Raw genomic sequence first — 24,264 nt, 5'->3', positions numbered from 1 at the left:
TACCCCGGCGGCGGGCCCGACGAGGCCGTACCTTCGGGTGCATGAGCGTCCCCTCCGCCGCCGCACTCGACGACCTCCGTGCACGCCTCGACCCCGCGCGCCTGCTCACCGACCCCGACGTCCTGCAGGGCTACCGGCAGGACTGGGCCAAGGCGCCCGACCCCGGGATGCCGCTCGCCGTGGTCCGCGCACGCACCACCGAGGACGTCAGCGAGACGATGCGCTGGGCTAACGCCCACGCCGTGCCCGTCGTCCCGCGCGGCGCCGGGTCGGGACTGTCCGGCGGGGCCACCGCCGTCGACGGCGGGATCGTGCTGTCCACCGAACTCATGCGGGACATCGACGTCGACCCCGTCACCCGCACGGCCACCGTCCAACCCGGCCTGTACAACGCCGAGCTCAAACAGGCCGTCGCAGCACACGGCCTCTGGTACCCGCCGGACCCGTCCTCGTACGAGATCTGCTCGATCGGCGGCAACATCGCCACCAACGCCGGCGGCCTGTGCTGCGTGAAATACGGCGTCACTACCGACTACGTCCTCGGCATGACGGTCGTGCTGGCCGACGGCACCACCGTCCGCCTCGGCGGACCGCGACTCAAGGACACCGCAGGCCTGAGCCTGACGAAACTGTTCGTGGGCAGCGAGGGGACCCTCGGCATCGTCACCGAGATCGTCCTGCGGCTCATCCCCGCCCAGCCGCCACGGTCGACGGTGGTGGGGATCTTCCCCGACGTCGTGGCGTGCAGCGAGGCCGTCCTGGCGATCACCCGCCGGATCCGCCCGGCGATGCTCGAGTTCATGGACACCGTCAGCATCCGCGCGGTCGAGGCCGACCTGCGGATGGGCCTGGACACCACCGCCGGGGCCATGCTGATCGCCCAGTCCGACCTCACCGGACCGGACCGCGCGGCCGAGACCGAGTTCATGGCCGAGGCCTTCCGCACCCACGGGGCGACCGAGGTCTTCGCCACCGACGACCCCGACGAGGGCGAACAGTTCACCATGGCGCGGCGCGCCGCGTTCACGAGCCTCGGTAAGGTCGGCACGCTGCTGCTCGAGGACGTCGGCGTACCACTGCCCTCGCTGCCCCGGCTCGTCGCGGGGATCGAGGAGATCTCCGCGCGCCGGGACGTCCCGATCGCCCTCGTCGCCCACGCCGGAGACGGCAACACCCACCCCATCATCGTCCTCACCGACGACGACCCGGGCCGCGCCGAACGGGCCCGCCTCGCGTTCGGCGAGGTGATGGACCTGGCGATCGGCATGGGCGGCACCATCACGGGCGAGCACGGCGTCGGCCGGCTCAAGGCGCCGTGGCTGCCCGCCCAGCTGGGGGACGACGTCATGGACCTCACCCGGCGCATCAAGAACGCGCTCGACCCGCAGGGGATCCTCAACCCCGGCACCATGCTCTAGCGCCGGCAGCCGGCAGCCGGCAGTCGGCTGCCGGCCACCGGGGCCCCGCGACCCCGGGGTAGCGGCCCCCGAGCCCGAATCAGGCCCGATCCCGGGGATCTCCCCGATGCGCGACCGCGCCCGGCCGACGACCATCCCTGTCATGGCCACCGACCGACTCAGCCTGCTGCTCTACCGGTCCCTGCTGCTCGGAACCGCGGCGGTCGCGCTCGGGCTCGGCGTCGCCGCCGGTCTCGACGCGCCCACCATCACGCCCGAACACCAGCTCACCGGCTACTGGCGCGCCTACGGGCTCCTCGTGTTCGCGGCCCTGTCCGCCTACCTCGGCGCGACCCCACCGGGCGCGGCCGTGCTGTGGCTGGTCGTGATCTTCCACAAGGCGTCCATGACCATGACCGCCGTGCTCCTGCTGCGTCACGACGTGACGGGAGCCCCCGCCGCGGCCGCGGTCGACGGGGCGATCGCCGTGGCGACCCTGATCGCCCTCGGCCTGCGGTGGCCGGCCGCGCGGGCGGCCCGACCTGATCGCGCGGAGGCCGCGGGCCCGACGGGGGTCCGCACACCGGCCACCGTCCCCCACGCCGCCTGAGCGACCGCGGGGGAGCGCGGTGGGAGCGGACCTCGTCGTCGTCGACCCCGGGCGCGGGCGTCAGCCGTCGACGCGGACCCGCACCGCCGCCGCCACCGGCGTGCCGACCTGCACCACCCGGCCCCCCAGCGACACGGAGATGATGCCCAGCTCGACCTGGCGCGAGACCACCTCGACGGGCGAATCGGGGCGCAGGCCGATCTCGGCGAGGTGCCGCAGGACGGCGTTGTCGCGGTCCGACACCCGGGTCACGACACCCGTGGACCCCTCCTCGACGTGGTCCAGCGGGGTGTCGCCGAGCGGGTCGAGGTGACCGTCCCGGGTGGGGATCGGGTCACCGTGGGGATCGCGGCGCGGATGGTCGAGGAACACGTCGAGCGCGTCGACGAACCGGTCCGAGACCACGTGCTCCAGCGCGTCGGCCTCCGCGTGCACCGCATCCCACGGGTAGTCCAGACACCGGGCGAGGAACGTCTCGATGATCCGGTGCCGCCGCACCATCGCCACCGCGAACGACCGGCCCGCCTCCGTGAGCACCACCGGCGCGTACGGCCGGTGCTCGGCCAGCCCCATCGTCACGAGCTTGCGGACACCCTCGCTCACCGACGACGGGGACGCGCCGAGACGCTCCGCCAACGCGCTCGAGGACACCGGGTCGCCGCCGGCGCCGAGCGCGTGCACGGCCATGAGGTAGGCCTGGATCGTCGGGGTGAGGTCGGCGAGGGCTCTCGGCGGGTCGACGGTCATGTGGCCATCATCCCCGATCGTCGTGCCCGGGCGCCCGCCGCCGCCCGCGGGATCACCCCGCGCCGGGGCGCGAACAACTGCGCCACCACGAAGATCACGGCCTGGGTGAGGACGACGACCGGGCCCGGGGGCAGGTCAGCGTAGTAGCCGAGGTACAGGCCGGTGACACCGCCGATCAGGGCGACGACGACGGCGAGGATCATCGTCCCCCGCATGGTGTCCGCCACCAACTGGGCGGTCGCACCCGGGATGATGAGCGTCGCCACGACCAGGATCACCCCCACGGACTGCACGCCGGCGACGGTGGCCGTGGCCAGGGTCGCGAGCAGCAGGGCCGTGAGTGCCCGGGTGCGCAGCCCCAGCGTGTGGGCGTGGAGCCGGTCGAACGCCAGCAGGATCAGGTCCCGCCGGAACGTCAGCAGCACGATCACCGTGAACGCCGAGACCACCAGCACCTGGACGAGATCGGAGTCCCGGACGCCGAGCACCGACCCGAAGAGGATCGAGTGCAGGTCCTGCTGGGTGGGGAACCGGGCGATGAGCACCAGGCCGAACGAGAACAGGGCCGTGAACACGATGCCCATCGCGGCGTCCGGCCGCACGGTCCCGCTCTCGCGGACCGCCCCGATCAACCACACGGCCACGAGCGCGGCCAGGAGTGCACCGACGGCGAAGGGGATGCCGGTCAGCGCCGCGATCACCACCCCGGGCAGCACGGCGTGCGACACGGCGTCGCCCATGAGCGACCAGCCCATGTGGACCAGCCAGCAGCTCAGCAACGCGCCGGCGACCCCGGAGGCGGTCACCACGAGCAGCGCCCGGCGCATGAACTCGTAGGACATCGGTTCGGTGAGCAGCTCGATCACGACATGGCCCTCTCGGCGGCGGACAGCGCGTCGGCGGTCCGGATGGTGTCGGTCGCCCCGGGCAGTCGGGCGCCGAGCAGGGTGGACAGGATGTCGGGCGTCGTGGTCTCGGCCACCGGGCCGTGGGCCACGAGGCGACCGTTGAGCAGCGCCACCGAGTCGGCGAGGCGCTCGAGGGTGCCCAGATGGTGGGTCGAGATCAGCGCGGTGCGCCCGCCGGCGGTGAGTTCCCGCAGCACGTCGATGTAGACCTCCTCGCTGCCGGCGTCCATCCCGTTGAACGGCTCGTCGAGCAGGAGCAGGTCGGCCTCCTGGGCGAGGCACCGCGCCAGCATGACCCGGCGGCGCTGGCCGCCCGAGAGCTCCCCGATGCGGCGCGACGCCAGCCCGGACAGGCCCACCCTGTCGAGGGCCTCGGCGACGGCGGCCCTGTCCGTGGCCGACGGGCGCCGCCACAGGCCGGTGAAGTGGCGGCGGCCCTGCATGACGACCTCCGCGGCGGTGACGGGGAAGAGTTCGTCGACACCGTCGGCCTGGGGCACCGCGGCCACGCGGCCGCCGCGCAGGGCCTCGCGGACGGAGGTGCCGAGCACCCGGACCGTTCCGGCGGTGGGCGTGACCAGGCCGAGCAGCGCCTGCAGGAGCGTGGACTTCCCGGACCCGTTGGGGCCGAGCAGGACCGTGACCTCCCCGCTCGGCACGGAGAGGGACACCGCGTCGAGCGCACGGTTCTGGCCCCGGTCGACCGTGAGGTCGGAGACGACGACGGCGGGCGGGCCGGCGTCCGGGGAGAAGGGCAGTGGCCGGTCCGTCATGAGGTCAGCTCCCGGGTGATGGTCTCGAGATCGTGGTCGAGCAGGTCGAGGTAAGTGGGCACCGGCCCCGTGGGACCGGAGAGCGAGTCGACGTACAGCAGGCCCGCCAGGCGGGTGCCGGTCTCGGCGGCGACCTGTCCCATGGCGGCGTCGGAGACCGTCGACTCGCAGAAGACGGCGGGGATCTCCCGCTCGCGGATCCGGTCGATCAACGCGGTGACCTGGCGCGGCAGGCCCTGGTTCTCGCTGTTGACCGGCCACAGGTACAGCTCCTCGAGCCCGAGGTCGCGCGCGAGATAGGAGAAGGCACCCTCGCAGGTGACGAGCACCCGGCGGTCCGCGGGCACGGTGGCCACGGCTTCCCGCGCGCGCGTCGCCATGTCCCGGAGGTCGGCGACGTACTCATCGGCACGGGCCGTGTACCCCGCCGCTCCGTCCGGGTCGAGCTCGGTGAGCGCGGAGGCGATCGAGCGGACGTAGCGGGCACCCTCGACCGGCGACATCCACGCGTGGGGGTTGGGCCTGCCGGTGTAGTTGCCGGCCCGGATGGGCAGGGGCTCGATCCCGTCCGAGGTGACGAGGTGGGCGGCGTCAGTGCCGTCGATGAACCGCAGCAGCCAGTCGTCCATCCCGAGGCCGTTGCTCACCACGAGGTCGGCGTCCGCGACCCGCTTGAGGTCCTCCACCGTCGGTTCGTACTGGTGGACGTCGGCCCCGGGCGTGGTGACGGACTCGACCCGAACACGGTCGCCGCCGACGCGGGCGACCATGTCCGCCAGGATCGTGAACGTCGTGGCCACGACGAGCTGGTCCTCCGCCTGCCCGGCGCCGGGCCGGTCGTCGAGGTCCCTCGTGCCCGCCGGGCCGACAGAGCACCCGGACGTCAGTGCGAGCGCGGCCACGAGAGCCGCGGCGAGCGGCGCGGCGGCACGCCTGGCTCCCGGGGCGGGAGTTCGCCCGCCCGGGACACGACGGTGACGGTAGGCCGTCGCCTGAAGTTTCGGCATACCGAAACTTTAAATCATTCGGCGGGAAATTCCATACCGCCCGTGTATCCCCGCTGCCGCCAGGCCTCGTAGACCGCGACCGCGGCCGCGTTCGACAGGTTCATCGACCGGCGCCCGGGCAACATCGGGATCCGCACCCGGCCGGTTACCCGGTGGTCGGCCAGGACGTCGTCGGCCAACCCGGTGGGTTCCGGGCCGAAGAGCAGCACGTCCCCGGGTTCGAACCGGACCTGCGGGAGCGCGAGATCGGCCCGGGCGGTGAACGCCCACACCCGCGCCGGCAGGAGACGCGCGTACGCCGCCTCGAGGTTCTCGTGTACCTCGACGTGCGCGAGGTCGTGATAATCCAGTCCCGCCCGGCGCAGGTGCGGCTCCGACAGATCGAAGCCGAGGGGGCCCGCCAGGTGCAGTTCGCAGCCCGCACCCGCGGACATCCTGATCGCGTTGCCGGTGTTGGGCGGGATACACGGACGGTCGAACAACACACGCACACCCACACCGGTCATGGGGGCCATTCTCGCAGCGCGACGACGACGGGCGCGCCCCGGAGTGGGATACTGGTCCGCGTGACCGCGATCAAGCTGGACGGCAAACTCACCCGCGACGAGATCGTCGCCGACCTCACACGGCGCGTGGCCGCGCTGCGCGAACGGGGCATCACCCCGGGGCTCGGCACGGTCCTGGTGGGGGACGACCCCGGCAGCCACTCCTACGTCAAGATGAAGCACCGTGATTGCGAGCAGGTCGGCATCGCCTCCATCCGCCGCGATCTGCCGGCCGACACCTCCCAGGCCGAGCTCGAGGCCGTGATCGACGAGCTCAACGACGACCCCGCCTGCACCGGGTACATCGTCCAGTTGCCGTTGCCGCGCCACCTCGACGAGAACGCGATCCTCGAGCGCATCGACCCGGCCAAGGACGCGGACGGCCTGCACCCGGTCAACCTCGGCAAGCTCGTGCTCAACGAGCCCGCGCCGCTGCCCTGCACCCCCAACGGGTGCATCCACCTGCTGCGACGGTTCGACGTGGAACTCGACGGTGCGCACGTCGTGGTGATCGGCCGCGGCGTGACCGTCGGCCGCCCGATCGGCCTCATGCTCACGCGCCGCAGCGAGAACTCCACCGTGACCCTGTGCCACACCGGCACCCGCGACCTCGCGGCGGAGACCCGGCGCGCCGACGTCATCGTCGCCGCCGCGGGCGTGGCCCACATGCTCACCCCGGACATGGTCAAGCCCGGAGCCGCCGTGCTGGACGTCGGCGTGTCCCGGCTGGACGGCAAGCTCGCCGGCGACGTGCACCCGGACGTGTGGGAGGTCGCGGGCGCGATCTCGCCGAACCCGGGCGGCGTCGGCCCGCTCACCCGCGCGTTCCTGCTGAGCAACGTGGTCGAGCGCTGCGAGCGGCTCGACGCCGGCAACTGACGGACGCGATGACCCACCCCGCCCCCGACCGCCCCCGGCACCGGGCCGCCGACGCCCGGCCCCGCCGGACCCGCCCCGCGCGCCTGACGTGGGCGCAGGTGCGGGCGCAGTGGCCCCTCGCGCTGGTGCTCGCGGGGGTCGTGGTGGCCCTGGGGTTCGTGGTCCTCGAGCGGTGGCGACGCGGCGCGTTCCTCCTGGGGCTGGCCGCGTTCGCCGCGGCGGGCCTGAGGGTCGTGGTGCCGGACGAGCGGGCGCGGCTCCTCGGGGTGCGCAGCAAGGGCTTCGACGTGTCGTTCTACGTCGGGATCGGGGCGGTCATCCTGTGGCTGGCGACGTCCGTCGACTCGCTCGGGACCGGCTGAATCTCCTGGGTAGTGCACGGCGGGGGTGCCGGTCCCGGCCGGGTAGCCGCGCCTGCCGAAGGCGCTCGGCCGCCCGCTGACGTCGGCGACACCTATCGAACCGGCGAGTAGCTGATCGGAGGTGACCAGCAGGGTGATCAGGTCATCTGGTGTGTTCATGGGCCCGGTGATCTGGGCCGGGCCCGTGGGAGATCGGTTGACCACCGCTTTGAGCGGCCCGCCTGTGGAGAACGCCGGGGCTGCGGACGGACGAGTACGCGCGCTGAGTTTCCCGGGCTGAGCAGCACCCATCGTGCCGCGCGCAGGTCACGGATGGACGATCTCGCACGACGGCACGTCGATGCGGGGGAGTCGGTCAACGGAGCCGGAGCGGGACGCCCTCGCGAACGTGTTCGCGCACCCCGTCCGACGCGATGAGATATCCCATCGCGACCAGGGCCAGCAACGAGAACACCGTGCCGACGACCGAGATGAACGTGAGACTGTCCAGCACCGTCCGGACGAGCGAGCTGAGCGTCAGCAGGCCCACCCCCGCGCTGATCACCACGAGCGACGCGCGGTGCGCCCGCCACAACAGGACCGCGCCGACGAGGAGCAACAGCCCCAGGACCAGCGAGGAGACGGCCGAGACGACCAGGGGCCCGAATCCGGCGGTGCCGCCGCCCCCGCTCGCGGTGGCGGCCAGGCCGAGCACGGTGGCGAACCCGATGGCCACGCCGATGATCCCGAGGGCGGCCGCCAGCCCGGTCAGCAGCATCGCGGCGGGACGGGGAGTGCGATCCGGAACGGGGCGGGCGGTGTCGTCCTGAGGGAACTCGGGCATCGTCACGCCAGACCTCTGGTGCGCTCGGTGGTGTCCTGTTCGGAGAGCGCCATGGTGCGCTCCAGCATCGGCCCGACCACGTCCGCCTCGGTGAGGAAGCCGTCGTGACCGGCGGGGCTGTCGATCACGACGAGCGGGTCCGCCCCGGGCAGCAGTGCCGCGAGTTCCTCCTGCTGACGCAGCGGGTACAGGCGGTCGGTGGTGACACCGCCGATGACGCACGGCACCGGACACGAGCGCAGCGCAGCCTCCACGCCGCCGCGGTCGAGGCCCACGTCGTGACGGTTCAGCGCATCGGTGAGCAACACGTAGGTACAGGCGTCGAACCGGGAGACGAGCTTGCCGGCCTGGTGATCGAGGTACGACTGGACGGCGAAGCGGCCCGACATGGACAGATCCTCGCCGCGGGGGTCCTCCCCGGGCTGGGGACGGTTGGCGAAACGCTCGTCCAGCTCCACCTCGCCCCGGTAGGACAGGTGGGCGATGCGGCGGGCGATGCCCAGGCCGGTCACGGGGGTGCGGCCGGTGCCGTGGTATCCGCCCTGCTGCCAGTGGGGATCCGAGGTCACGGCCATGATCTGTGCGGTCTGGATACCGATCTGGTCCGCCGACGCCCGGGCGCCGACCGCGAGAACGCACGCCGCGCGGACGCGGTCCGGATACGAGACCATCCATTCCAGGGTGCGGGCACCGCCCATCGATCCGCCGATGACGGCGGCCCAGCGTGCGATTCCCAGCAGGTCGGCGAGGACCCGCTCGGACTCGACCATGTCGCGAACCGAGATGGCGGGGAACCGGGCACCCCAGTAATGGCCGTCGGGATGCAGAGAACTGGGGCCGGTCGACCCCCGGCAGCCGCCCAGGACGTTGACCGACAGCACGCAGTAGCGATCGGTGTCCAGCGGCAGACCGGGCCCGACGAGCCCGTTCCACCACCCCGGGGTGGGGTGCAGGGAGTCGACCGGCCCCACGACGTGCGAGTCACCGGTGAGCGCGTGCTCGACCAGCACGACGTTCGACCGGTCCTCCGCGATCCGCCCCCACCGCTGGACGGCGAGCGTCACTCCCGGGAGGACGACACCGGTGACCAGCGTGATGTCGCCGATGGCGACGTGGCCGAGGGTGCCGTCGCCCGGGGGCAGCAGTGCGAGCGGATCGGAGGAGCGGACCATGGGATCGATCAGGAGATCGCGGCGAAACCGAGTTCGAGGTCGGCGATGAGGTCCTCGACGGCCTCGATGCCCACCGAGAGGCGGACGGTCGCCCACGTGACGCCCGCGATCGCGTTGGCCTCGGGGGTGCCCTGCGAATGGGTCGTGGTGGCGGGGTGGGACACGAGGGACCGCACGTCACCGATGTTCACGAGGCACGAGTGCAGCTTGAGAGCGTCGATGAACTTCCACGCCCGCTGCTTGGTGTCCTCGTCGGACGTGCCCTCGGGAACGGCGATGTCGAACGTGACGATCGCGCCCGCGCCCTTCGGCGAGATCTTCTTCTGCAGCTCGTTGTACGGCGAGGAGGCGAGGCCGGCGTACTGCACCTTGGCGACGTCCTCACGTGCCTCGAGCCACTCGGCGATCCGCTGGGCGTTTGACACGTGGCGCTCGATCCGCAGGCTCAGCGTGTCGATGCCCTGGGCGAGGGTCCACGCGTTGAACGGGGACGCCGCCGCACCGGTGTCGCGGAGGAGAGTGACGCGCGCCTTGAGCGCGAGCGCGGGTGCACCGAGATCGGCGTAGACCAGGCCGTGGTACGCCGGGTCGGGATTGGTGAACGCCGGGAAGACGTCCTCGCCGTCGCGCTGCACACGCCAGTCGAACTTGCCGCCGTCCACGAGGACGCCGCCCAGCGACGAACCGTGGCCACCGAGGTACTTGGTCGCCGAGGCCACCACGACGTCGGCGCCCAACTCGAGGGGGCGGATGAGGTACGGGGTGGCCACCGTGTTGTCGATGACGAGCGGCACCTGGTTGTTGTGCGCCACCTCGGCGATCGCCGGGATGTCGAGGATGTCGTTGAGCGGGTTGGAGATGGACTCCGCGAAGAACAGCTTGGTGTTGGGGCGGACTGCCGCCTGCCACGAGGCCGGGTCGTCCGGGTTCTCGACGAAGGTGGTCTCGATGCCGTACTTGGGAAGCGTGTGGCGCAGCAGGGTGTCCGTGCCACCGTAGAGGCGCGGCGAGGACACGACGTGCCCGCCGGCCTGGGCGATCGCCTGGATCGCGGCCGTCTCGGCGGCCTGACCCGACGCGAACAGCAGGCCCGCCACGCCGCCCTCGAGCGAGGCGATGCGGTCCTCGACCGCCGCCACCGTCGGGTTGGTGATACGGGTGTAGATGGGGCCCATCTCCGCGAGCGCGAACCGGTCGGCCGCCTGCTTGGCGTCGGCGAAGACGTACGAGGTCGTCTGGTAGATCGGCAGGTTCCGCGCACCGGTGTCGGAGTCGACGGGCTGCCCGGCGTGGATCTGGCGGGTCTCGAACGCCCAGTCGGGGTTGCTGTTGTCGTAGGTCATAGGGGCGGAGCCCCTCCTTTCCTCAGAAGGGTCCGGCCGCTTCTCGAGACAGCGGACCCGCGCTTGCCTTGTCACCCGGTCGGGTGGTGGCCAGGTCGTCTCCCGGGGCACCCCACCGCGGTGGAGGGTTGCCGTCCAGCGAGCCGGGGCTTTCCGCTGGAACTCATGACCTGGGGTCAGGCTAGCCTAAGCCGTTCAGTGGCTGCAACGGAGGGGCACCTCGTCTCCGTGGCCCCGCACGACCCCGGGTCAGTAGCATGAGACGTACGTCACGATGTCCACCGACAACGCCGGACTCACGAGGTCCGCGCGGGGAAAGAGAATCCGATGTCGAAGATCAGGGTCGAGGGGACGGTCGTCGAACTCGACGGCGACGAGATGACGCGCATCATCTGGAAGTTCATCAAGGACGAGCTCATCCATCCCTACCTCGACGTGGACCTCGAGTACTACGACCTCGGAATCGAGAGCCGTGACGCGACCGACGACCAGATCACGGTCGACGCGGCGAACGCCATCAAGAAGCACGGCGTCGGGGTCAAGTGCGCGACCATCACCCCGGACGAGGCGCGCATGGAGGAGTTCGGCCTCAAGCGCATGTACCGCTCCCCGAACGGGACGATCCGCAACATCCTCGGCGGCACGATCTTCCGTGCCCCGATCATCATCTCCAACGTCCCGCGCCTCGTCCCGGGCTGGACCAAACCGATCATCGTGGGACGCCACGCCTTCGGGGACCAGTACCGCGCCACCGATTTCAAGGTCCCGGGCGCCGGCACCGTCACCCTGACCTTCACGCCGGAGGACGGGTCCGAACCGATCGAGCACGAGGTCGTGCGCCTGCCGGAGGAGGGCGGCGTGGTGATGGGGATGTACAACTTCACCAAGTCGATCGAGGACTTCGCCCGCGCGTCGTTCAACTACGGTCTGGATCGCGGCTACCCGGTCTACCTGTCGACAAAGAACACCATCCTCAAGGCATACGACGGCGCCTTCAAGGACATCTTCCAGGACGTCTTCGACCGCGAGTTCAAGGACCGGTTCGACGAGGCCGGCCTGACCTACGAGCACCGCCTGATCGACGACATGGTGGCCTCCGCGCTCAAGTGGGAGGGCGGGTACGTGTGGGCATGTAAGAACTACGACGGCGACGTCCAGTCCGACACCGTCGCGCAGGGCTTCGGCTCGCTCGGCCTGATGACCTCGGTCCTGCTCACCCCGGACGGGAAGACCTGCGAGGCGGAGGCGGCCCACGGCACCGTCACCCGCCACTTCCGGCGGCACCAGCAGGGCGAACCCACCTCCACCAACCCGATCGCCTCGATCTTCGCGTGGACCCGCGGGCTCGAGCACCGGGGCAAGCTGGACGACACGCCCGAGGTGATCGAGTTCGCCCACCAGCTGGAGGACGTCGTCATCAACACCGTCGAGAACGGTCATATGACGAAGGACCTCGCCCTCCTCGTGGGCGACGATCAGGAGCACCTCACGACCGAGGACTTCCTCGCGGCGCTGAAAAGCAATCTCGAGCGGGCCCGCGCCGGGGCGTGAGGGGGGGGGCGGGCTCGCGACGGGGCCACCCGGAGGTGGGCCTGCGGCGGGCCCGCACGGAGGTGCCCCTCCGCCGTGCGCCGTCCCGTTAGGGTCTGACCGGGCCGCGGTCACCCGCGCCCCGGGAGCCCCGCCGTCCGGGGCTGACAGGAGGTACGTCCCATGCAGTTCCCGATCTACCACGGCCCCGTCTCCGGCCCGCTGTCCGGCGTGACCGCCCAGCTCGTGGAGGCCGTCGCCGGCTTCTACCAGAACAACCCTGTCATCGACGGGATCCTGCGGATCCCCGCGCTCGTCGTCAACGGCTACGCGACGGGTTCGGCGAACTTCGGGTTCTGACCAGAGTCGCGGTACGTGGCCCCCGCGCCGGAGGCGGCACGGGGGCCGCCGCCGTGAGAGGGATGGGCTAGGTTGTTCAGGTCAGTGGTCCACATCACAGGTGTGGCCGCCTCGCCCGACCGCCCCAGGAGCTCCCGTGGACCAGAGTCCCCTGATCGACATCGGGCTCCCCGTCGCCCTCGCCGTCATCATGGTCGGCATCGGTCTGAGTCTGACCCGGGATGACTTCGCGGTCCAGGCCCGGTCACCGTGGGCCACGATCGTCGGCCTCGTCGGTCAGCTCGTCCTGGTGCCCCTCGTGGGCGTCGGGGTCGCGCTGCTCTTCGGTCTGTCGCCGATGCTCGCGCTCGGAGTGGTGCTGGTGGCGGCCACCCCGGGTGGCGCGACATCCAACCTCATCACCTATCTGGCGCGCGGGAACGTCGCCCTGTCGGTGATCCTCACGGCGATCACGTCCGTGGCGGTCATCCTCACGCTGCCCCTGTGGTTCGATCTGGGCGTCCGGATCATCCCGGGCGCGGCGGGCTCGGAGGTCAGCGTCCCCCTGGGCCAGACCTTCGGCCTGTTGCTGGGCGTGATCCTCATCCCGGTGGCGCTCGGCATGGTGCTGCGGGCCAGGACGCCGTCGCTGGCCGCGCGTATCGAGCGTTTCGTCGGCGTGGTGGGCCTGGTGGTGCTGGTGGTCCTCATCGTGGGGATCGTGCTGGGGGAGCGCGACCGGATCGTCCAGTTGGTGGCTACCGTCGGCCCGGCGGTGATCGTCCTCAACATCGCGTTCATCGTCCTCGGCGGGCTGCTCGCCTGGGTGTGCAGGCTGAGGCGGGCGGAGCAGATCGCGATCGCGGTCGAGTTCGGCATCAAGAACACCACGCTGACGATGCTCATCGCCTTCACCGTGATCGGTGACGAAGAGGTCGGTCTCGCCGCCGCGGTCTACAGCATCGTCATGTACGTCACCTCGTTCGTCATCGTCTACGGCGGCCGGCGACTCATGCGCACCGCGCCCTGAACGGAGGCGGGTCACCGCCCCGCACGCGGATCACGGCCCCCGGATCGGTGGGGCGACGGGCGAGCGCCGCGGCCGGGCGTAACCTGCTCCGGTGACCACGACCCCCGAACCCGTGCCAGCCCCGTCGTCCCCGGCGCCGACCCGCCGACGGGTGGCGGCGGCGATCCTCGCGCTCGCGCTGGGCGGGTTCGGCATCGGCGTCACCGAGTTCGCCGCGATGGGCCTGCTGCGCTCGATCGCGGACGGGTTCGGGCTCACCGAGCCGCAGGCCGGCAACGTCATCACCGCGTACGCGCTCGGCGTGGTCGTGGGCGCGCCCCTGCTCACCGTGTGGACGTCCCGGTGGCGCCGACGGACCCTGCTGCTGGCGCTCATGGCGCTGTTCACCGTGGGCAACGTGGCCGCGGCCTTCGCGCCGACGGCCGAGACCCTCGTGGGCGCCCGCTTCGTCGCCGGCATCCCGCACGGCGCGTACTTCGGTGTCGCCTCGCTGGTCGCCGCGTCGCTCGCCGGCCCGGGCAGGCAGGCGCGGGCGGTGTCCCAGGTGCTGCTGGGTCTGTCGGTCGCGAACGTGATCGGTGTCCCCGCGGCGACCTGGCTGGGGGAGTCGATCGGGTGGCAGTCCGCCTTCCTCGCGGTCGGGGTGATCGGCGCGCTGACCGTGGCGGCCATCCTCGTCGTCGTCCCCGAACCCACCGGCACGGTCGTCGTGCGCGCACGCGAGGAGCTCGCCGCCCTGGCGAGGCCGCAGATCCTCGCCACGCTCGCCGTGGGCTGCGTGGGTTTCGGTGGGATGTTCGCGGTCTACACGTACATCCAGTGGACGATGGTCGACGTCGCCGGGATCGACCGTGCGTGGATGCCCGCCGTCCTCGCCGTCTACGGGCTCGGCATGGTCGCCGGCAACATCGTCGGCGGGATCGTCGCCGACCGCGATCTCGACCGCGGTCTGGTCGGCATCGCCGCCGTGATGACCGTGGTACTGGCCGGGTTCTCGCTCGCCGCACACCACCCGGTGACCGCGGTGATCGGCCTGTTCCTCGTGGGCACCACCGGGTCGGCGCTCGTGCCGGGGCTGCAGTCGCGGCTCATGCGGCACGCCGGACGCGGGCAGACGCTGGCCGCCGCGCTCAACCACTCGGCGCTCAACGCCGCCAACGCGCTCGGCGCCTGGCTCGGCGGGGTGGTGATCGCGTTCGGGTGGGGCTACACCTCGCCCGCCCTCGCCGGTGCCGCCCTGGCCGCGATCGGCCTGGCGATCCTGGTGGCGGCGGTGCGGTCGGTGCGCAAGGGAGAGACCGCGGCGCCCTGAGATGTCGTAGTCGTCTGACAAGGTGTGGCCACCCGGCGGAGGAGATCGGCTTCCGTCACTTCTTGGGGAGGCTGACCATGGAGAATCCGACCGATACCGCGCCGAAGCGGGAATCGACGGATGGCATTCTCGCCACCCTGGGGATCTCGGAACGCGATGTGGTCGACGCAGTGAGAGACGGACTCACCGAGGGGCTCCGCCTCGATGCGGCCGCGCCGAAGATCGCCCCAGTTTTCTACGCGTGGACCGGGACGGTCGCGTCGCTCCGGTCCAGCTTGGCTTCCAATGGGTGGACGCAGGCGGACAAGCAGAATCTGCCCACCATCATGTCTCCGAACGGGCGGGTGCGCCTGATCGTGGCGAGTGGCGACTCGGGTACCGGTCAACTCGCGTCGACTCCCTCCACGTCCAACCCCAAGGGCCGTGCGGTGGGGGAACACGTCCGGTCCAACACGCCCGGTCGAGGGCAGCAGATCCAACTCGCCTTCGACATCGACGTGGACTCCAACCGGAAGGCGACCGGAGACTGCCAGACGTGGGTTCTGCTGTACCGGCATGACGTCGCGGAGCAGGCGAGTTTCGCAGAAGTGTCCCTCCCGCTGGAGATCGCGGGTGGAAGGTGACCCAGTGGGGCGAGCGTGCCATCATCGAGATCCCCGAGCTGTTCCCGGCTGAGGCAGGAAGGACGACCGATGTCTCTGCGTTCGACGGCGTCGAGTTCGAGATCCGTGCCGCAGGAGAAGGCTGAGGGATCCAGGCTGGCCCTCGCGCGGGTGCGAGCAGGACTGACCCGGCGAGAACTGGCGGATGCGGTGGGTGTCGCGGCCTCGACGGTTCGGACGTGGGAGGCAGGAGACGTCCCGGTGTGGCGGTTGGACGCCCTCGCGGCCGCTACAGGGGTGTCGCGGATGTTCCTCGAACGGGATGTGCCGGACGCGGTCGATCAGGCCGAGGTCCACTTCCGGTCGCGACGGACGGCGTCGGCATCCTCGCGGGCAGCTGCGGCAGGCGACGGGACGGTGGGAATCGAGTTCTATCGCGCTCTCGCAGCGAGGCTGGCTCTACCATCGGTCGACCTTCCGACGCGTTCCGCCGCGGTCGAGCCCCAAGAGGCCGCGCGGATTCTTCGGTCGGCATGGACGCTGGGGCCGGGGCCGCTTCCGAACCTCGTCCAGCTCGCGGAGGCGCACGGGGTGCGGGTGATGGGCCTGGAGGGGCGGTTATCAGACGTGGACGCCTTCAGCCTGTGGCGAGACGGACTCCCGTATGTCTTCCTCTCGCGTCTCAAGACACCAGAACGGTCACGTTTCGATCTCGCTCACGAGCTCGGTCACCTCGTTCTCCACCCCCATGAGCCGTATCCGACGGTCGAGTCCGAGCAGCAGGCCGATGCGTTCGCGTCCGAATTCCTCCTCCCGGCGGCGACGCTGAGAAGTGAGGGGGCGATCGCAGCCGGACTGGACACGATCATCGATGGCAAGCGCAGGTGGGGCGTCTCCGCGATGGCGTACGTCTCGGGTCTCCGGCGGGCCGGGGTGGTGGGGGAGGCCTCGGCGACCTCGATGTTCCGCCAGCTTTCTGCGCGGGGCTACCGGAGGTCGGAGCCGGACTCGTCGGTGCCATGGCCGCGATCAAGGGTCTTCGACGCGGCCCGGGAGATCTTGGGTCCGTCGATAGTGTCGGAACTCTCTGCCGCCACCGGCTTGTCGCCCGAGGACATCAACACTCTGACCTTTGGGCAGCTACTCACTGTTGCCAGGCCAACCGGAGGGCCTTCGGGCCGGGGCCCGGGCCCCACTGACGGCGGGCCTGCGAGGAGAGGCCTTCCGTTGGTATCCGGAGGGGCGTAGGCCCACACCGCGCCGTCGTGGGCCTGAGCACCGGACCACGACCGCCCGTGCGTGCTCAGTGCACGCCTCGCGGCGGGGACGGGATGTCGGACGGGATCGCTACGATGGCGGCCGTGAGTCTCACCGTGTCTACCGTCAACGTCAACGGCATCCGCGCCGCCGTCAAGCAGCGCTCGGAGACCAACCTCGGGTTCCTGCCCTGGTTGGAGAGCAGCGGGGCGGACGTCGTCGCCCTGCAGGAGGTGCGCGCGGACGAGGACCAGACCCGCAAGGCGCTCGCCCCCGCGCTCGAGGCGGGGTGGCACCTCATCGGATCGGCGTCGTCGATGAAGGGCCGGGCCGGGGTCGCGCTGCTGTCGCGTCAGGAGCCGACGGAGGTGTGCGTCGGCTACGGCGATCCGGAGTTCGCCGAGTCCGGCCGCTACATCGAGGCCGTCTACCCCGGCGCGGTCGACGGGGAGACCGTCACCGTGGCCAGCCTGTACCTGCCCTCGGGCTCGGCCAACACGCCCAAGCAGGACGAGAAGGACCGGTTCCTGAAGACCTTCCGCGAGTTCCTCGCCGAGCGCGCCGCCGAGCTGAAGAGCCGCGACGGGCACGAGATGATCATCTGCGGCGACTGGAACATCGCCCACCGCGAGGAGGACCTGAAGAACCACAAGGGCAACCACAAGAGCTCGGGCTTCCTGCCGCACGAGCGGGAGTGGATGTCTGACGTCTTCGCGGACGGCAGCGGCTGGACGGACATCGTGCGCCACCGCCGTCCCGACGAGATCGGGCCGTACTCCTGGTGGAGCCAGCGCGGCAAGGCCTTCGACAACGACGCGGGCTGGCGCATCGACTACCAGGTGGTCTCCGACGGCCTCGTGGACCGCGCGGTGAAGGACTGGGTGGATCGCGCCGAGGCCTACGACATGCGGTGGTCCGACCATGCGCCGGTGACCGTCGTCTACGAGTGACGGCGCCGGGGCGACGGGGATGACGACGACGACGAGGGCGTCCGCACCGGTCCGACTCGCGGTCGCGGATGCCGCGCGTCGGGCCGGTACGTAGCCTCGGCACCATGCCCAAATATGCGACCGCCGAGCACCCTGATCGGGCCGGACTCGAGGAGTTCCTGCGCCCGCGGCACCGCGCCGTCCTCATCACCCGCAGGTCGTCGGGGGGCCTGCAGTCCTCGCCGGTGACGTGCGGCGTGGACGCCGAGGGGCGGCTCACCGTGGCCACCTATCCGCAGCGGGCGAAGGTGGCCAACATCCGCCGCGACCCCGCGGTGAGCGTCTGCGTGCTCTCCGACGAGTTCAACGGCCCGTACGTCCACCTCGACGGCCGCGGGGAGGTCATCGACCTCCCCGAGGCGGTGGAGCCGCTGGTCGACTACTTCCGGAGCGTCGCCGGCGAGCACGACGACTGGGACGAGTACCGCGCCGCGATGGTGCGCCAGGGCAAGTGCCTCATCCGGGTGACGATCGACGACTGGGGTCCCATCGCGACCGGCGGCTTCCCGCCGGAGATGGCACCGCCCGCGGAAGGCTGATCGGGGCAGCGTGGGATGATGATGGCCATGTCTGAGCCGTCCTCCTCCGCAGCTCCCGCCAAGCGCCAGCGCGTCCTGTCCGGCATCCAGCCCACCGCCGACTCGTACCACCTCGGCAACTACCTGGGTGCGGTGCGGCAGTGGGTGGACCTGCAGGACGACTACGACGCCTTCTACTTCATCCCGGACCTGCACGCGATCACGGTCCGCCAGGATCCCAAGGAGCTGCGCGAGCGCGTCTTCCGCGGCTGCGCGCAGCTGCTCGCGCTGGGGATCGATCCCGAGCGGTCGGTGCTGTTCGTCCAGTCCCACGTGCCCGAGCACGCCGAGCTCTCGTGGGTCCTCAGCTGTATCACCGGCTACGGCGAGGCCGCCCGGATGACGCAGTTCAAGGACAAGGCCGCCAAGCAGGGCACCGACGGCACCACCGTGGGTCTGTTCACCTACCCCGTGCTCATGGCCGCCGACATCCTGCTCTACCGCCCGCACCTGGTGCCGGTGGGGGAGGACCAGCGCCAGCACCTCGAACTCACGCGTGACCTGGCGATGCGGTTCAACTCCCGCTACAAGAAGACCTTCGTGGTGCCGGAGGGCAAGATCCTCGAGGGCTCCGCCAAGATCTACGACCTGCAGGACCCCACGGCCAAGATGAGCAAGTCCGGCGACAACCCCAAGGGCATCGTCAACCTGCTCGACGACCCCAAGGTCTCGGCCAAGCGCATCCGCAGCGCGGTGACCGACTCCGACGGTGACATCCGCTTCGACCGCGAGATGAAGCCCGGCGTGGCCAACCTGCTGGCGATCCAGTCCGCCTTCACCGGGCGACCGATCGCCGACATCGTCGCCGACTACCAGGCGGCGGGCGCGGGCTACGGTGCGCTCAAGACCGACACGGCCGACGCCCTCGAGGCGTTCGTGACGCCGCTGCGGGACCGGTTCGACGAGTTCATGGCCGACCGCGCCGAGCTCGAGCGGATCCTCGCGGACGGCGCCGAGAAGGCCCGCGCGGTCGCCGGGCCGGTACTCTCGCAGGTGTACCAGGCGGTCGGGTTCACGGCGCCGCGGCGGGGCTGAAGGGGCGAGGGCCGCGCGCCGCGGGAGTTCACGGCGTCGATCGGCAACCGAAACACCGGTGACACACTACGTCCATAGAGTCGGCTCCAGCTCGTCGGGGAATAGAGGCCCGGCGGGTCGGTTCGAGAACACCACCTGAGAAGGAGTCACATCATGGGTCTAGTTGCCGGTCTCATCGGAATCGTCGGCGATCTCCTCCATCTGCTGCTGGGTGGCCTCTGACCACCGCACCACCGTCATGCGGCGGCGCCCCTCACCGGACGCGGTGAGGGGCGCCGCGGCGTCCGGGTGCGGCCGACGCGCGCGCCGCCGTCGCGTCAGGCCTCGCGGGTGGCCTGCTGGTAGACCTGCTTCCAGTCGTCACCGGACCGCTGCCAGACCGAGCTGCCCAGCGTCGTCCCGCTGCCGGTGGTCGCGCGCCACAGCACCAGGACCACGTCGTCCCCGAGACGACGGGTCTCGGTCACCTCGAGGTCCACTCCCTCCACGGACTCGTCCGCGTCCCCCAGTTGGCGTCGGGTCCGGGTGCGGCCCGCGGCGTCGACCTGCCGCCACCGCACGTCGAGCAGGCGCGTCAGCTTCCGGCGATCCCGGCGGACGGCATCGGTGAGGAGTGAGCGTTCGAGGTCGACGACGAGGTCCTCGACCGCGGGGCCGGCGGACGACGACCCCCCTGCCGGGTCGGCGGAACCTGCGGAGGTGTTCGCGTCGAGCGAGAACAGGTCGGGCTCGGACTCGTCGGCACGCCTCGTCGTCGTCGCCCCGCTCGTCCCCGATCCTCCCGCGGACCCCGACCGCCGGGCGGTGCCACCCGCGGCGGGGGGCGCGGCCGGGTCCTCACCCGCTCCGACGTCCCGCGCACCCGGGAACCCGGGCCCCGGCTCGGGCTCCCGGCGGGAGGAGTGCGCCTTCGCGGCGCCGTTGGCCAGGGCGTCGGCCTTCTCGTTGAGCTCGTGGCCGGCATGGCCCTTGACCCATTCGAACGTCACCTCGCGGCCCTGCATGGCCTCGTCGAGGGCCTTCATCACCTCGACGTTGAGCACGGGCTTGCCGTCGGCCTTCTTCCAGCCCTTGCGCTTCCAGCCCTTCATCCACTTGGTGACCGAGTTGATGACGTACTGCGAGTCGCACAGGATGTGCAGCGGCTCGTCCGAGTGCGCGGTCTGGCGCAGCAGGTCCAGGACGGCGGTGAGTTCGCCCTGGTTGTTGGTGCCGCGCGCCCAGCCGCCGCAGCGCCAGGTCGAGTCGTCGATGTACCAGGCCCAGCCGGCGGGGCCGGGGTTCCCGAGAGCGGAGCCGTCCGCGGCGGCGATGATCGTCACGACAAGGGATCCTGCCACCGTGGCCGGCGCCACATCGCACCGGCCACGGCAGAGCGACGCGGGGCGACCGGACCCCGTGTGAGCCGCGGGCGGCCGAGGGGCGACCGGCCGGCGGTCAGCCCTGCAGGTCGCCGTCCTCGATGCCGTCCAGATCGATCATCGGCTCATCCGCGGCCCGCTGCCGCTCCTCGCGCCGGGAGATCCGGGCCGCCTCGCGCATCTCGATGCCCTCGGTGACGAAGTCGCCGACCTCCTTGGCGATCGCCCCGATCGCGTCGGTGATGATGACGGCGATCCGACCCACCAGCGACGCCCCGGCCTGCACGCCCGCCTGGACCTGGTCCTTGTTGCGTTCGAAGTCGCTCACGGGCCGCTCCCTTCGTCAGTGCTGACCTTCAGACGGTACCCGCGGTTCAGGCGGCGGCGGGAACTTTCCTGCGCTCGATGATCACGGCGGGGGCGTCCTCGGGCTTCGGCGGCAGCGGCAGCGCCAGCCGGAACATCTTCCCCCACACCGACGCGACCTGCTTCCACAGTGGTCCCGTCGTGTACGGCAGGCCGTGCTCCGTGCAGATCCTGCGGACCTCGTCCGCGATCTCCGGGTAGCGGTGCGCAGGCAGGTCGGGGAACAGGTGGTGCTCGATCTGGTGCGACAGGTTGCCCGTGGCCAGGTGCATGAAGGCGCTGCCGGAGATGTTGGCCGAGCCCAGCATCTGGCGGACGTACCACTCGCCGCGCGTCTCCTCGGCGGTCTCCTCCTGCGTGAACACCTGTGCCCCGGACGGGAAGTGCCCGCAGAAGATCACCGAGAACGCCCACACGTTGCGCACCAGGTTGGCCGTGAGGTTGCCCGCGAACGTCAGCGGGAACAGCGGGCCGGTGAGCGCCGGGTGCACGAGGTAGTCCTTGGCGACCTGGCCGCGCATCTTGCGCCACCACCCCGCGACGAGGCCCTTGACGTCCGACCACTTCCGCTTGCCCTTGAGCACGTTGTCGTACTCCAGGTCGTGGAGCATCACGCCCCACTCGAACAGCATCATCAGCGCGAACGCGTACACCGGGTTGCCCAGGCGCAGCGGGTTCCACTTCTGCTCGTACTCCATCCGCAGCAGGCCGTAGCCGATGTCACGATCCAGGTCGAGGATGTTGGTGTAGGTGTGGTGCATGTAGTTGTGCGAGTGGCGCCACTGGTCGGACGGGCACACGTTGTCCCACTCGAAGCTGGACGAGTGGAGCATGTCGTCACGCATCCAGTCGTACTGGCCGTGCATGACGTTGTGGCCGATCTCCATGTTGTCGAGGATCTTGGACGCGCTCAGCGCCGCGACCCCGGCCAGCCACGCGGGGGGCAGGAAGCCCAGGAACATCAGGCCGCGGCCCGCCAGCTCGAGCCGACGCTGTGTACGGACCACGCGCAGGATGTAGTCGCGGTCGGCGGTGCCGAGGTCGGCGACGACCCGGTCACGGATCGCGTCGAGCTCGCGGCCGATGATCTCGACCGACTCGGCGGACAGGACGATCGGCTCCGGCGCGGGAGCGGCGGCCTCGTCGGTGGCCTTCTTCGGGTTCGTGGCCTTCTCGGGCGCTGCGACCTTCTTGGGTCGCAGAGTGGGCAGCTGCAGGAGTGCCATGATGTGGGTCCTTTCCGGTGTCGGGTCCGGCTCGGTGATGTCTACAGGTCGATCTCGACGTCGCCGACGGGGGCGTTGACGCAGATCTGGACGTGGCAGTCGGGCGTGGCGTCGACCTCGCCGGTGCGCAGGTCACGGGTGGCTCCCGAGAGGCGCACCGCGGTGCAGGTGTGGCAGATGCCCATACGGCACCCGTGCTGGGGGCTGAGCCCCGCGGCCTCGGCGCCCTCCAGGAGGGTGGTGCCCTCGTTCCGGGCGGTGACGCCGCTGCGGACGTGGGTGACGGTGCCGCCGTCGCCGTCGGGTACGGGTCCCGTCGAGGCGGTGAACCGCTCGCGCAGGACGGTGGGGAACCGGTCGGCTCCGAGCGTGTCCTCGAGGCCGGTGGCCAGGGCGTCGGGGCCGCAGAGGAACACGGTCGCGTCCCGGTGCCACGGGGCGGCGGCCTCGAGGTGCTCGTGGGTGAGGTGCCCGGCCAGCCCGTCGGGCCTCGAGCCCCCGGCGGTGGGGATCACGCGGACCTCGACGCCCGCGCGGGACAGCTCGCGGAGCCGGTCGCGGAAGGGGACGTCCTGCACGCGGCGGGCGTAGTGCAGCCACGCCACCCGGCCGGGGCTGTCACCAGCGCCGCAGTGGCCCTCCGCGGCGAGTGTCGAGGCGATCGCCAGCATCGGCGTGATGCCGCTGCCGCCGCTGACCAGGAGCACGTCGGCCGGCCTGGCCTCGGGCAACGCCATCTCGCCGGCGGGGTCGCCGAGCAGCAGCCGCATCCCCGCGGTGGCCTCGGTCCAGAGGTACTCGGAGACCGCACCGCCGGGGTGGCGGCGGACGGCGATGGTCGCAAGCCCGTCGGCACGGGTCGCCGGGTCGACGGGGGAGTAGTGCCGGCGGTGGACGACGCCGTCGATCACCACTCCGATCTGTAGCGCGGCACCCGGGGCCGGCCTCGGGATACCGGCGGGCAACCGCAGGGTGAGGACGGTGACGTCGTCCACGGGCCGGTGGACGTCCACCACGGTGGCGCCGGTGGGGTCATCGGACCAGGCCACGCCCAGCGAGCGGGCGTAGTGCTCGACCGGGTGCGGGGTGAGCAGAGTTCGGGTGAGGCGCCGGGAGAAGAGTCGGCGGATGGGCGGGGCGGTCATGGGACCTCCGTCAAGGGTGCGGGTCGGTGTGGTCGTGCGCCGTCGGGCGCGCCCGCCCCTGTGCGGTACCCGCGCCTCGCGCCCTCGTGGGGTGCGGTCGCGTCCAGGGGGCGCGTCCGCCCGGTTCGACCACCGGACGAATTTGAGTGTACAGACGTTCTCCGAAATGAAAAGCCCCCGCCCGTGTGGCCCGAGCCACGCGGTGTCAACGGCGCCCGGGACGCAATCGCCCCAGACGGGCGATAGGATCGAGGCCGTGACGACCCCACGGACACGAGCGGAACAGAAGCGGCACACCCGTGCACTCATCGTCGAGGCGGGTCGACGCGCGGTGGCGTCCCGCGGCTTCACCGGGCTGGTGGTCCGCGAACTCGCCCGCGAGGCGGGCATCGTCCCCACCGCGTTCTACCGGCACTTCGAGTCCGTCGACGACCTGGCCTCCGAGCTCGCCGCGGGTGCGGCCGACGCCCTCGGGGCGTTCGTCGACGCCCTCGTCGCGGCGCCGACCGGGGACCCGGCGACCGACTGGCCGGAGCTCGCGGTCGAGGTCGCGACGCGGGACCCGCAGACCTGGGGGATGGTCGCCCGCGGTCTGGTCGACACCGCCCACCCCGATCACCGCGTTCTCACGGCGGCCGTCGATTCCGCCCGCCGTCGGCTGGGGATCACTCTGGGCAGGCTCGAGACGCTCGTCGGAGCGGACGGCGCCGCGGTGGACGTCGCGGCCGACCTTGTCGTCGTCGTCCTCCTCCGACTCCTCGTGGAGGTCTCCGTCGGCACCACGGCACGCACCGCGCTCGACGAGTGCACGCGGCGGCTGCGGCTCATCCTCGCCGGGGCTACCGTCTCCTGACCGGGCCCGCCCCGAGCACCTCCCGCGTCATCACGACCGATCCGAGCACGTCCCGAGCACCTCCCGAGCGACCAC

26 protein-coding genes and 1 riboswitch are annotated in these 24,264 nt (G+C 71.3%); of the genes, 14 read left to right on the top strand and 12 right to left on the bottom strand.

Features of this window, described 5'->3' with window-relative positions:
* Window positions 1-41: 41 nt before the first annotated feature.
* Together RWK90_RS15320 and RWK90_RS15315 are read left to right on the top strand one after the other, a co-directional pair.
* On the top strand, window positions 42-1,418 hold the full coding sequence (locus tag RWK90_RS15320) for an FAD-linked oxidase C-terminal domain-containing protein (RefSeq protein WP_314038486.1): 1,377 nt from the start codon (window positions 42-44) through the stop codon (window positions 1,416-1,418).
* A 142-nt stretch (window positions 1,419-1,560) separates the two neighbouring features.
* Window positions 1,561-2,007: a hypothetical protein gene (locus tag RWK90_RS15315; protein WP_314038485.1), complete on the top strand. Its 447-nt coding sequence runs from the start codon at window positions 1,561-1,563 to the stop codon at window positions 2,005-2,007.
* 60 nt (window positions 2,008-2,067) lie between these two features.
* Here the strand turns inward: RWK90_RS15315 and RWK90_RS15310 are convergent, their stop codons facing one another.
* Genes RWK90_RS15310 through RWK90_RS15290 form a run of 5 tightly spaced genes read right to left on the bottom strand, consistent with a single transcriptional unit; the run spans window position 2,068 to window position 5,948 of the window.
* Window positions 2,068-2,754 carry a metal-dependent transcriptional regulator gene (locus RWK90_RS15310; RefSeq protein ID WP_314038484.1) on the bottom strand — a complete coding sequence of 229 codons (687 nt, stop codon included), beginning with the start codon at window positions 2,752-2,754 and terminating at the stop codon, window positions 2,068-2,070.
* Window positions 2,751-3,620: a metal ABC transporter permease gene (locus RWK90_RS15305; RefSeq protein ID WP_314038483.1), complete on the bottom strand. Its 870-nt coding sequence runs from the start codon at window positions 3,618-3,620 to the stop codon at window positions 2,751-2,753. Before RWK90_RS15305 ends, RWK90_RS15310 begins: the two co-directional genes overlap by 4 nt.
* Window positions 3,617-4,435 carry a metal ABC transporter ATP-binding protein gene (locus RWK90_RS15300; protein ID WP_314038482.1) on the bottom strand — a complete coding sequence of 273 codons (819 nt, stop codon included), beginning with the start codon at window positions 4,433-4,435 and terminating at the stop codon, window positions 3,617-3,619. The genes RWK90_RS15305 and RWK90_RS15300 overlap by 4 nt, the downstream gene beginning before the upstream one ends.
* Window positions 4,432-5,442 (bottom strand): metal ABC transporter substrate-binding protein, encoded by a 1,011-nt coding sequence (locus RWK90_RS15295; protein WP_314038481.1) that lies wholly within the window; start codon window positions 5,440-5,442, stop codon window positions 4,432-4,434. The genes RWK90_RS15300 and RWK90_RS15295 overlap by 4 nt, the downstream gene beginning before the upstream one ends.
* 14 nt (window positions 5,443-5,456) lie before the next feature.
* Window positions 5,457-5,948, bottom strand: a complete 492-nt coding sequence (locus RWK90_RS15290; protein WP_314038480.1) for a tRNA (cytidine(34)-2'-O)-methyltransferase — start codon at window positions 5,946-5,948, stop codon at window positions 5,457-5,459.
* Between the two features lie 60 nt (window positions 5,949-6,008).
* On the opposite strand from RWK90_RS15290, the gene RWK90_RS15285 reads away from it, so the two are divergent.
* Entirely contained in the window at window positions 6,009-6,866 is an 858-nt protein-coding gene (locus RWK90_RS15285; protein WP_314038479.1) for a bifunctional methylenetetrahydrofolate dehydrogenase/methenyltetrahydrofolate cyclohydrolase, read from the top strand.
* An 8-nt stretch (window positions 6,867-6,874) separates the two neighbouring features.
* Complete coding sequence (locus RWK90_RS15280; protein WP_314038478.1) at window positions 6,875-7,228, top strand: DUF3017 domain-containing protein; 354 nt, start codon at window positions 6,875-6,877, stop codon at window positions 7,226-7,228.
* A 355-nt stretch (window positions 7,229-7,583) separates the two neighbouring features.
* On the opposite strand, the gene RWK90_RS15275 is transcribed toward RWK90_RS15280, so the two are convergent.
* From RWK90_RS15275 to RWK90_RS15265, 3 genes are read right to left on the bottom strand one after another with little or no spacing between them, the layout of a single operon-like run.
* Complete coding sequence (locus RWK90_RS15275; protein ID WP_314038477.1) at window positions 7,584-8,051, bottom strand: hypothetical protein; 468 nt, start codon at window positions 8,049-8,051, stop codon at window positions 7,584-7,586.
* 2 nt (window positions 8,052-8,053) lie between these two features.
* The gene (locus tag RWK90_RS15270) at window positions 8,054-9,223 is read right to left on the bottom strand and encodes a homoserine O-acetyltransferase (protein WP_314038476.1); all 1,170 of its coding nucleotides are present in this window, start codon (window positions 9,221-9,223) and stop codon (window positions 8,054-8,056) included.
* An 8-nt stretch (window positions 9,224-9,231) separates the two neighbouring features.
* The gene (locus tag RWK90_RS15265; RefSeq protein WP_314038475.1) at window positions 9,232-10,566 is read right to left on the bottom strand and encodes an aminotransferase class V-fold PLP-dependent enzyme; all 1,335 of its coding nucleotides are present in this window, start codon (window positions 10,564-10,566) and stop codon (window positions 9,232-9,234) included.
* A gap of 54 nt (window positions 10,567-10,620) precedes the next feature.
* A riboswitch (SAM riboswitch) is annotated at window positions 10,621-10,737 on the bottom strand.
* A 156-nt stretch (window positions 10,738-10,893) separates the two neighbouring features.
* On the opposite strand from RWK90_RS15265, the gene RWK90_RS15260 reads away from it, so the two are divergent.
* The 9 genes from RWK90_RS15260 to trpS all read left to right on the top strand — a co-directional run bounded on the left by RWK90_RS15260 (window position 10,894) and on the right by trpS (window position 19,238).
* Window positions 10,894-12,117, top strand: a complete 1,224-nt coding sequence (locus RWK90_RS15260; RefSeq protein WP_314038474.1) for an NADP-dependent isocitrate dehydrogenase — start codon at window positions 10,894-10,896, stop codon at window positions 12,115-12,117.
* A 162-nt stretch (window positions 12,118-12,279) separates the two neighbouring features.
* Window positions 12,280-12,456: a hypothetical protein gene (locus RWK90_RS15255; RefSeq protein WP_314038473.1), complete on the top strand. Its 177-nt coding sequence runs from the start codon at window positions 12,280-12,282 to the stop codon at window positions 12,454-12,456.
* Window positions 12,457-12,592: 136 nt separating this feature from the next.
* The gene (locus tag RWK90_RS15250) at window positions 12,593-13,465 is read left to right on the top strand and encodes a bile acid:sodium symporter (RefSeq protein ID WP_314038472.1); all 873 of its coding nucleotides are present in this window, start codon (window positions 12,593-12,595) and stop codon (window positions 13,463-13,465) included.
* A 91-nt stretch (window positions 13,466-13,556) separates the two neighbouring features.
* Complete coding sequence (locus tag RWK90_RS15245) at window positions 13,557-14,777, top strand: MFS transporter (protein ID WP_396230349.1); 1,221 nt, start codon at window positions 13,557-13,559, stop codon at window positions 14,775-14,777.
* Between the two features lie 77 nt (window positions 14,778-14,854).
* Window positions 14,855-15,400, top strand: a complete 546-nt coding sequence (locus RWK90_RS15240; protein ID WP_314038471.1) for a hypothetical protein — start codon at window positions 14,855-14,857, stop codon at window positions 15,398-15,400.
* Between the two features lie 69 nt (window positions 15,401-15,469).
* Complete coding sequence (locus RWK90_RS15235; RefSeq protein WP_314038470.1) at window positions 15,470-16,627, top strand: XRE family transcriptional regulator; 1,158 nt, start codon at window positions 15,470-15,472, stop codon at window positions 16,625-16,627.
* A gap of 104 nt (window positions 16,628-16,731) precedes the next feature.
* Window positions 16,732-17,586, top strand: a complete 855-nt coding sequence (locus tag RWK90_RS15230; RefSeq protein ID WP_314038469.1) for an exodeoxyribonuclease III — start codon at window positions 16,732-16,734, stop codon at window positions 17,584-17,586.
* Between the two features lie 104 nt (window positions 17,587-17,690).
* Entirely contained in the window at window positions 17,691-18,164 is a 474-nt protein-coding gene (locus RWK90_RS15225) for a PPOX class F420-dependent oxidoreductase (RefSeq protein ID WP_314038468.1), read from the top strand.
* Window positions 18,165-18,191: 27 nt separating this feature from the next.
* Window positions 18,192-19,238, top strand: a complete 1,047-nt coding sequence (gene trpS / locus RWK90_RS15220; RefSeq protein ID WP_314038467.1) for a tryptophan--tRNA ligase — start codon at window positions 18,192-18,194, stop codon at window positions 19,236-19,238.
* A gap of 317 nt (window positions 19,239-19,555) precedes the next feature.
* On the opposite strand, the gene RWK90_RS15215 is transcribed toward trpS, so the two are convergent.
* From RWK90_RS15215 to RWK90_RS15200, 4 genes are all read right to left on the bottom strand, one after another.
* Window positions 19,556-20,560, bottom strand: a complete 1,005-nt coding sequence (locus RWK90_RS15215) for an RNase H family protein (RefSeq protein WP_314038466.1) — start codon at window positions 20,558-20,560, stop codon at window positions 19,556-19,558.
* A 115-nt stretch (window positions 20,561-20,675) separates the two neighbouring features.
* Window positions 20,676-20,927 (bottom strand): hypothetical protein, encoded by a 252-nt coding sequence (locus tag RWK90_RS15210; protein WP_314038465.1) that lies wholly within the window; start codon window positions 20,925-20,927, stop codon window positions 20,676-20,678.
* A gap of 46 nt (window positions 20,928-20,973) precedes the next feature.
* Window positions 20,974-22,191: an acyl-CoA desaturase gene (locus RWK90_RS15205; protein ID WP_314038464.1), complete on the bottom strand. Its 1,218-nt coding sequence runs from the start codon at window positions 22,189-22,191 to the stop codon at window positions 20,974-20,976.
* A gap of 41 nt (window positions 22,192-22,232) precedes the next feature.
* Complete coding sequence (locus RWK90_RS15200; RefSeq protein WP_314038463.1) at window positions 22,233-23,336, bottom strand: 2Fe-2S iron-sulfur cluster-binding protein; 1,104 nt, start codon at window positions 23,334-23,336, stop codon at window positions 22,233-22,235.
* A 256-nt stretch (window positions 23,337-23,592) separates the two neighbouring features.
* On the opposite strand from RWK90_RS15200, the gene RWK90_RS15195 reads away from it, so the two are divergent.
* Window positions 23,593-24,189, top strand: a complete 597-nt coding sequence (locus tag RWK90_RS15195) for a TetR/AcrR family transcriptional regulator (protein ID WP_314038462.1) — start codon at window positions 23,593-23,595, stop codon at window positions 24,187-24,189.
* Window positions 24,190-24,264 lie beyond the last annotated feature (75 nt).

Source organism: Dietzia sp. CH92 (assembly GCF_032248695.1).
In the GTDB taxonomy this organism is placed as follows: domain Bacteria; phylum Actinomycetota; class Actinomycetes; order Mycobacteriales; family Mycobacteriaceae; genus Dietzia.
Note: the sequence above shows the minus strand (reverse complement) of the source record. Positions and strands in the feature narration are given on the sequence as shown.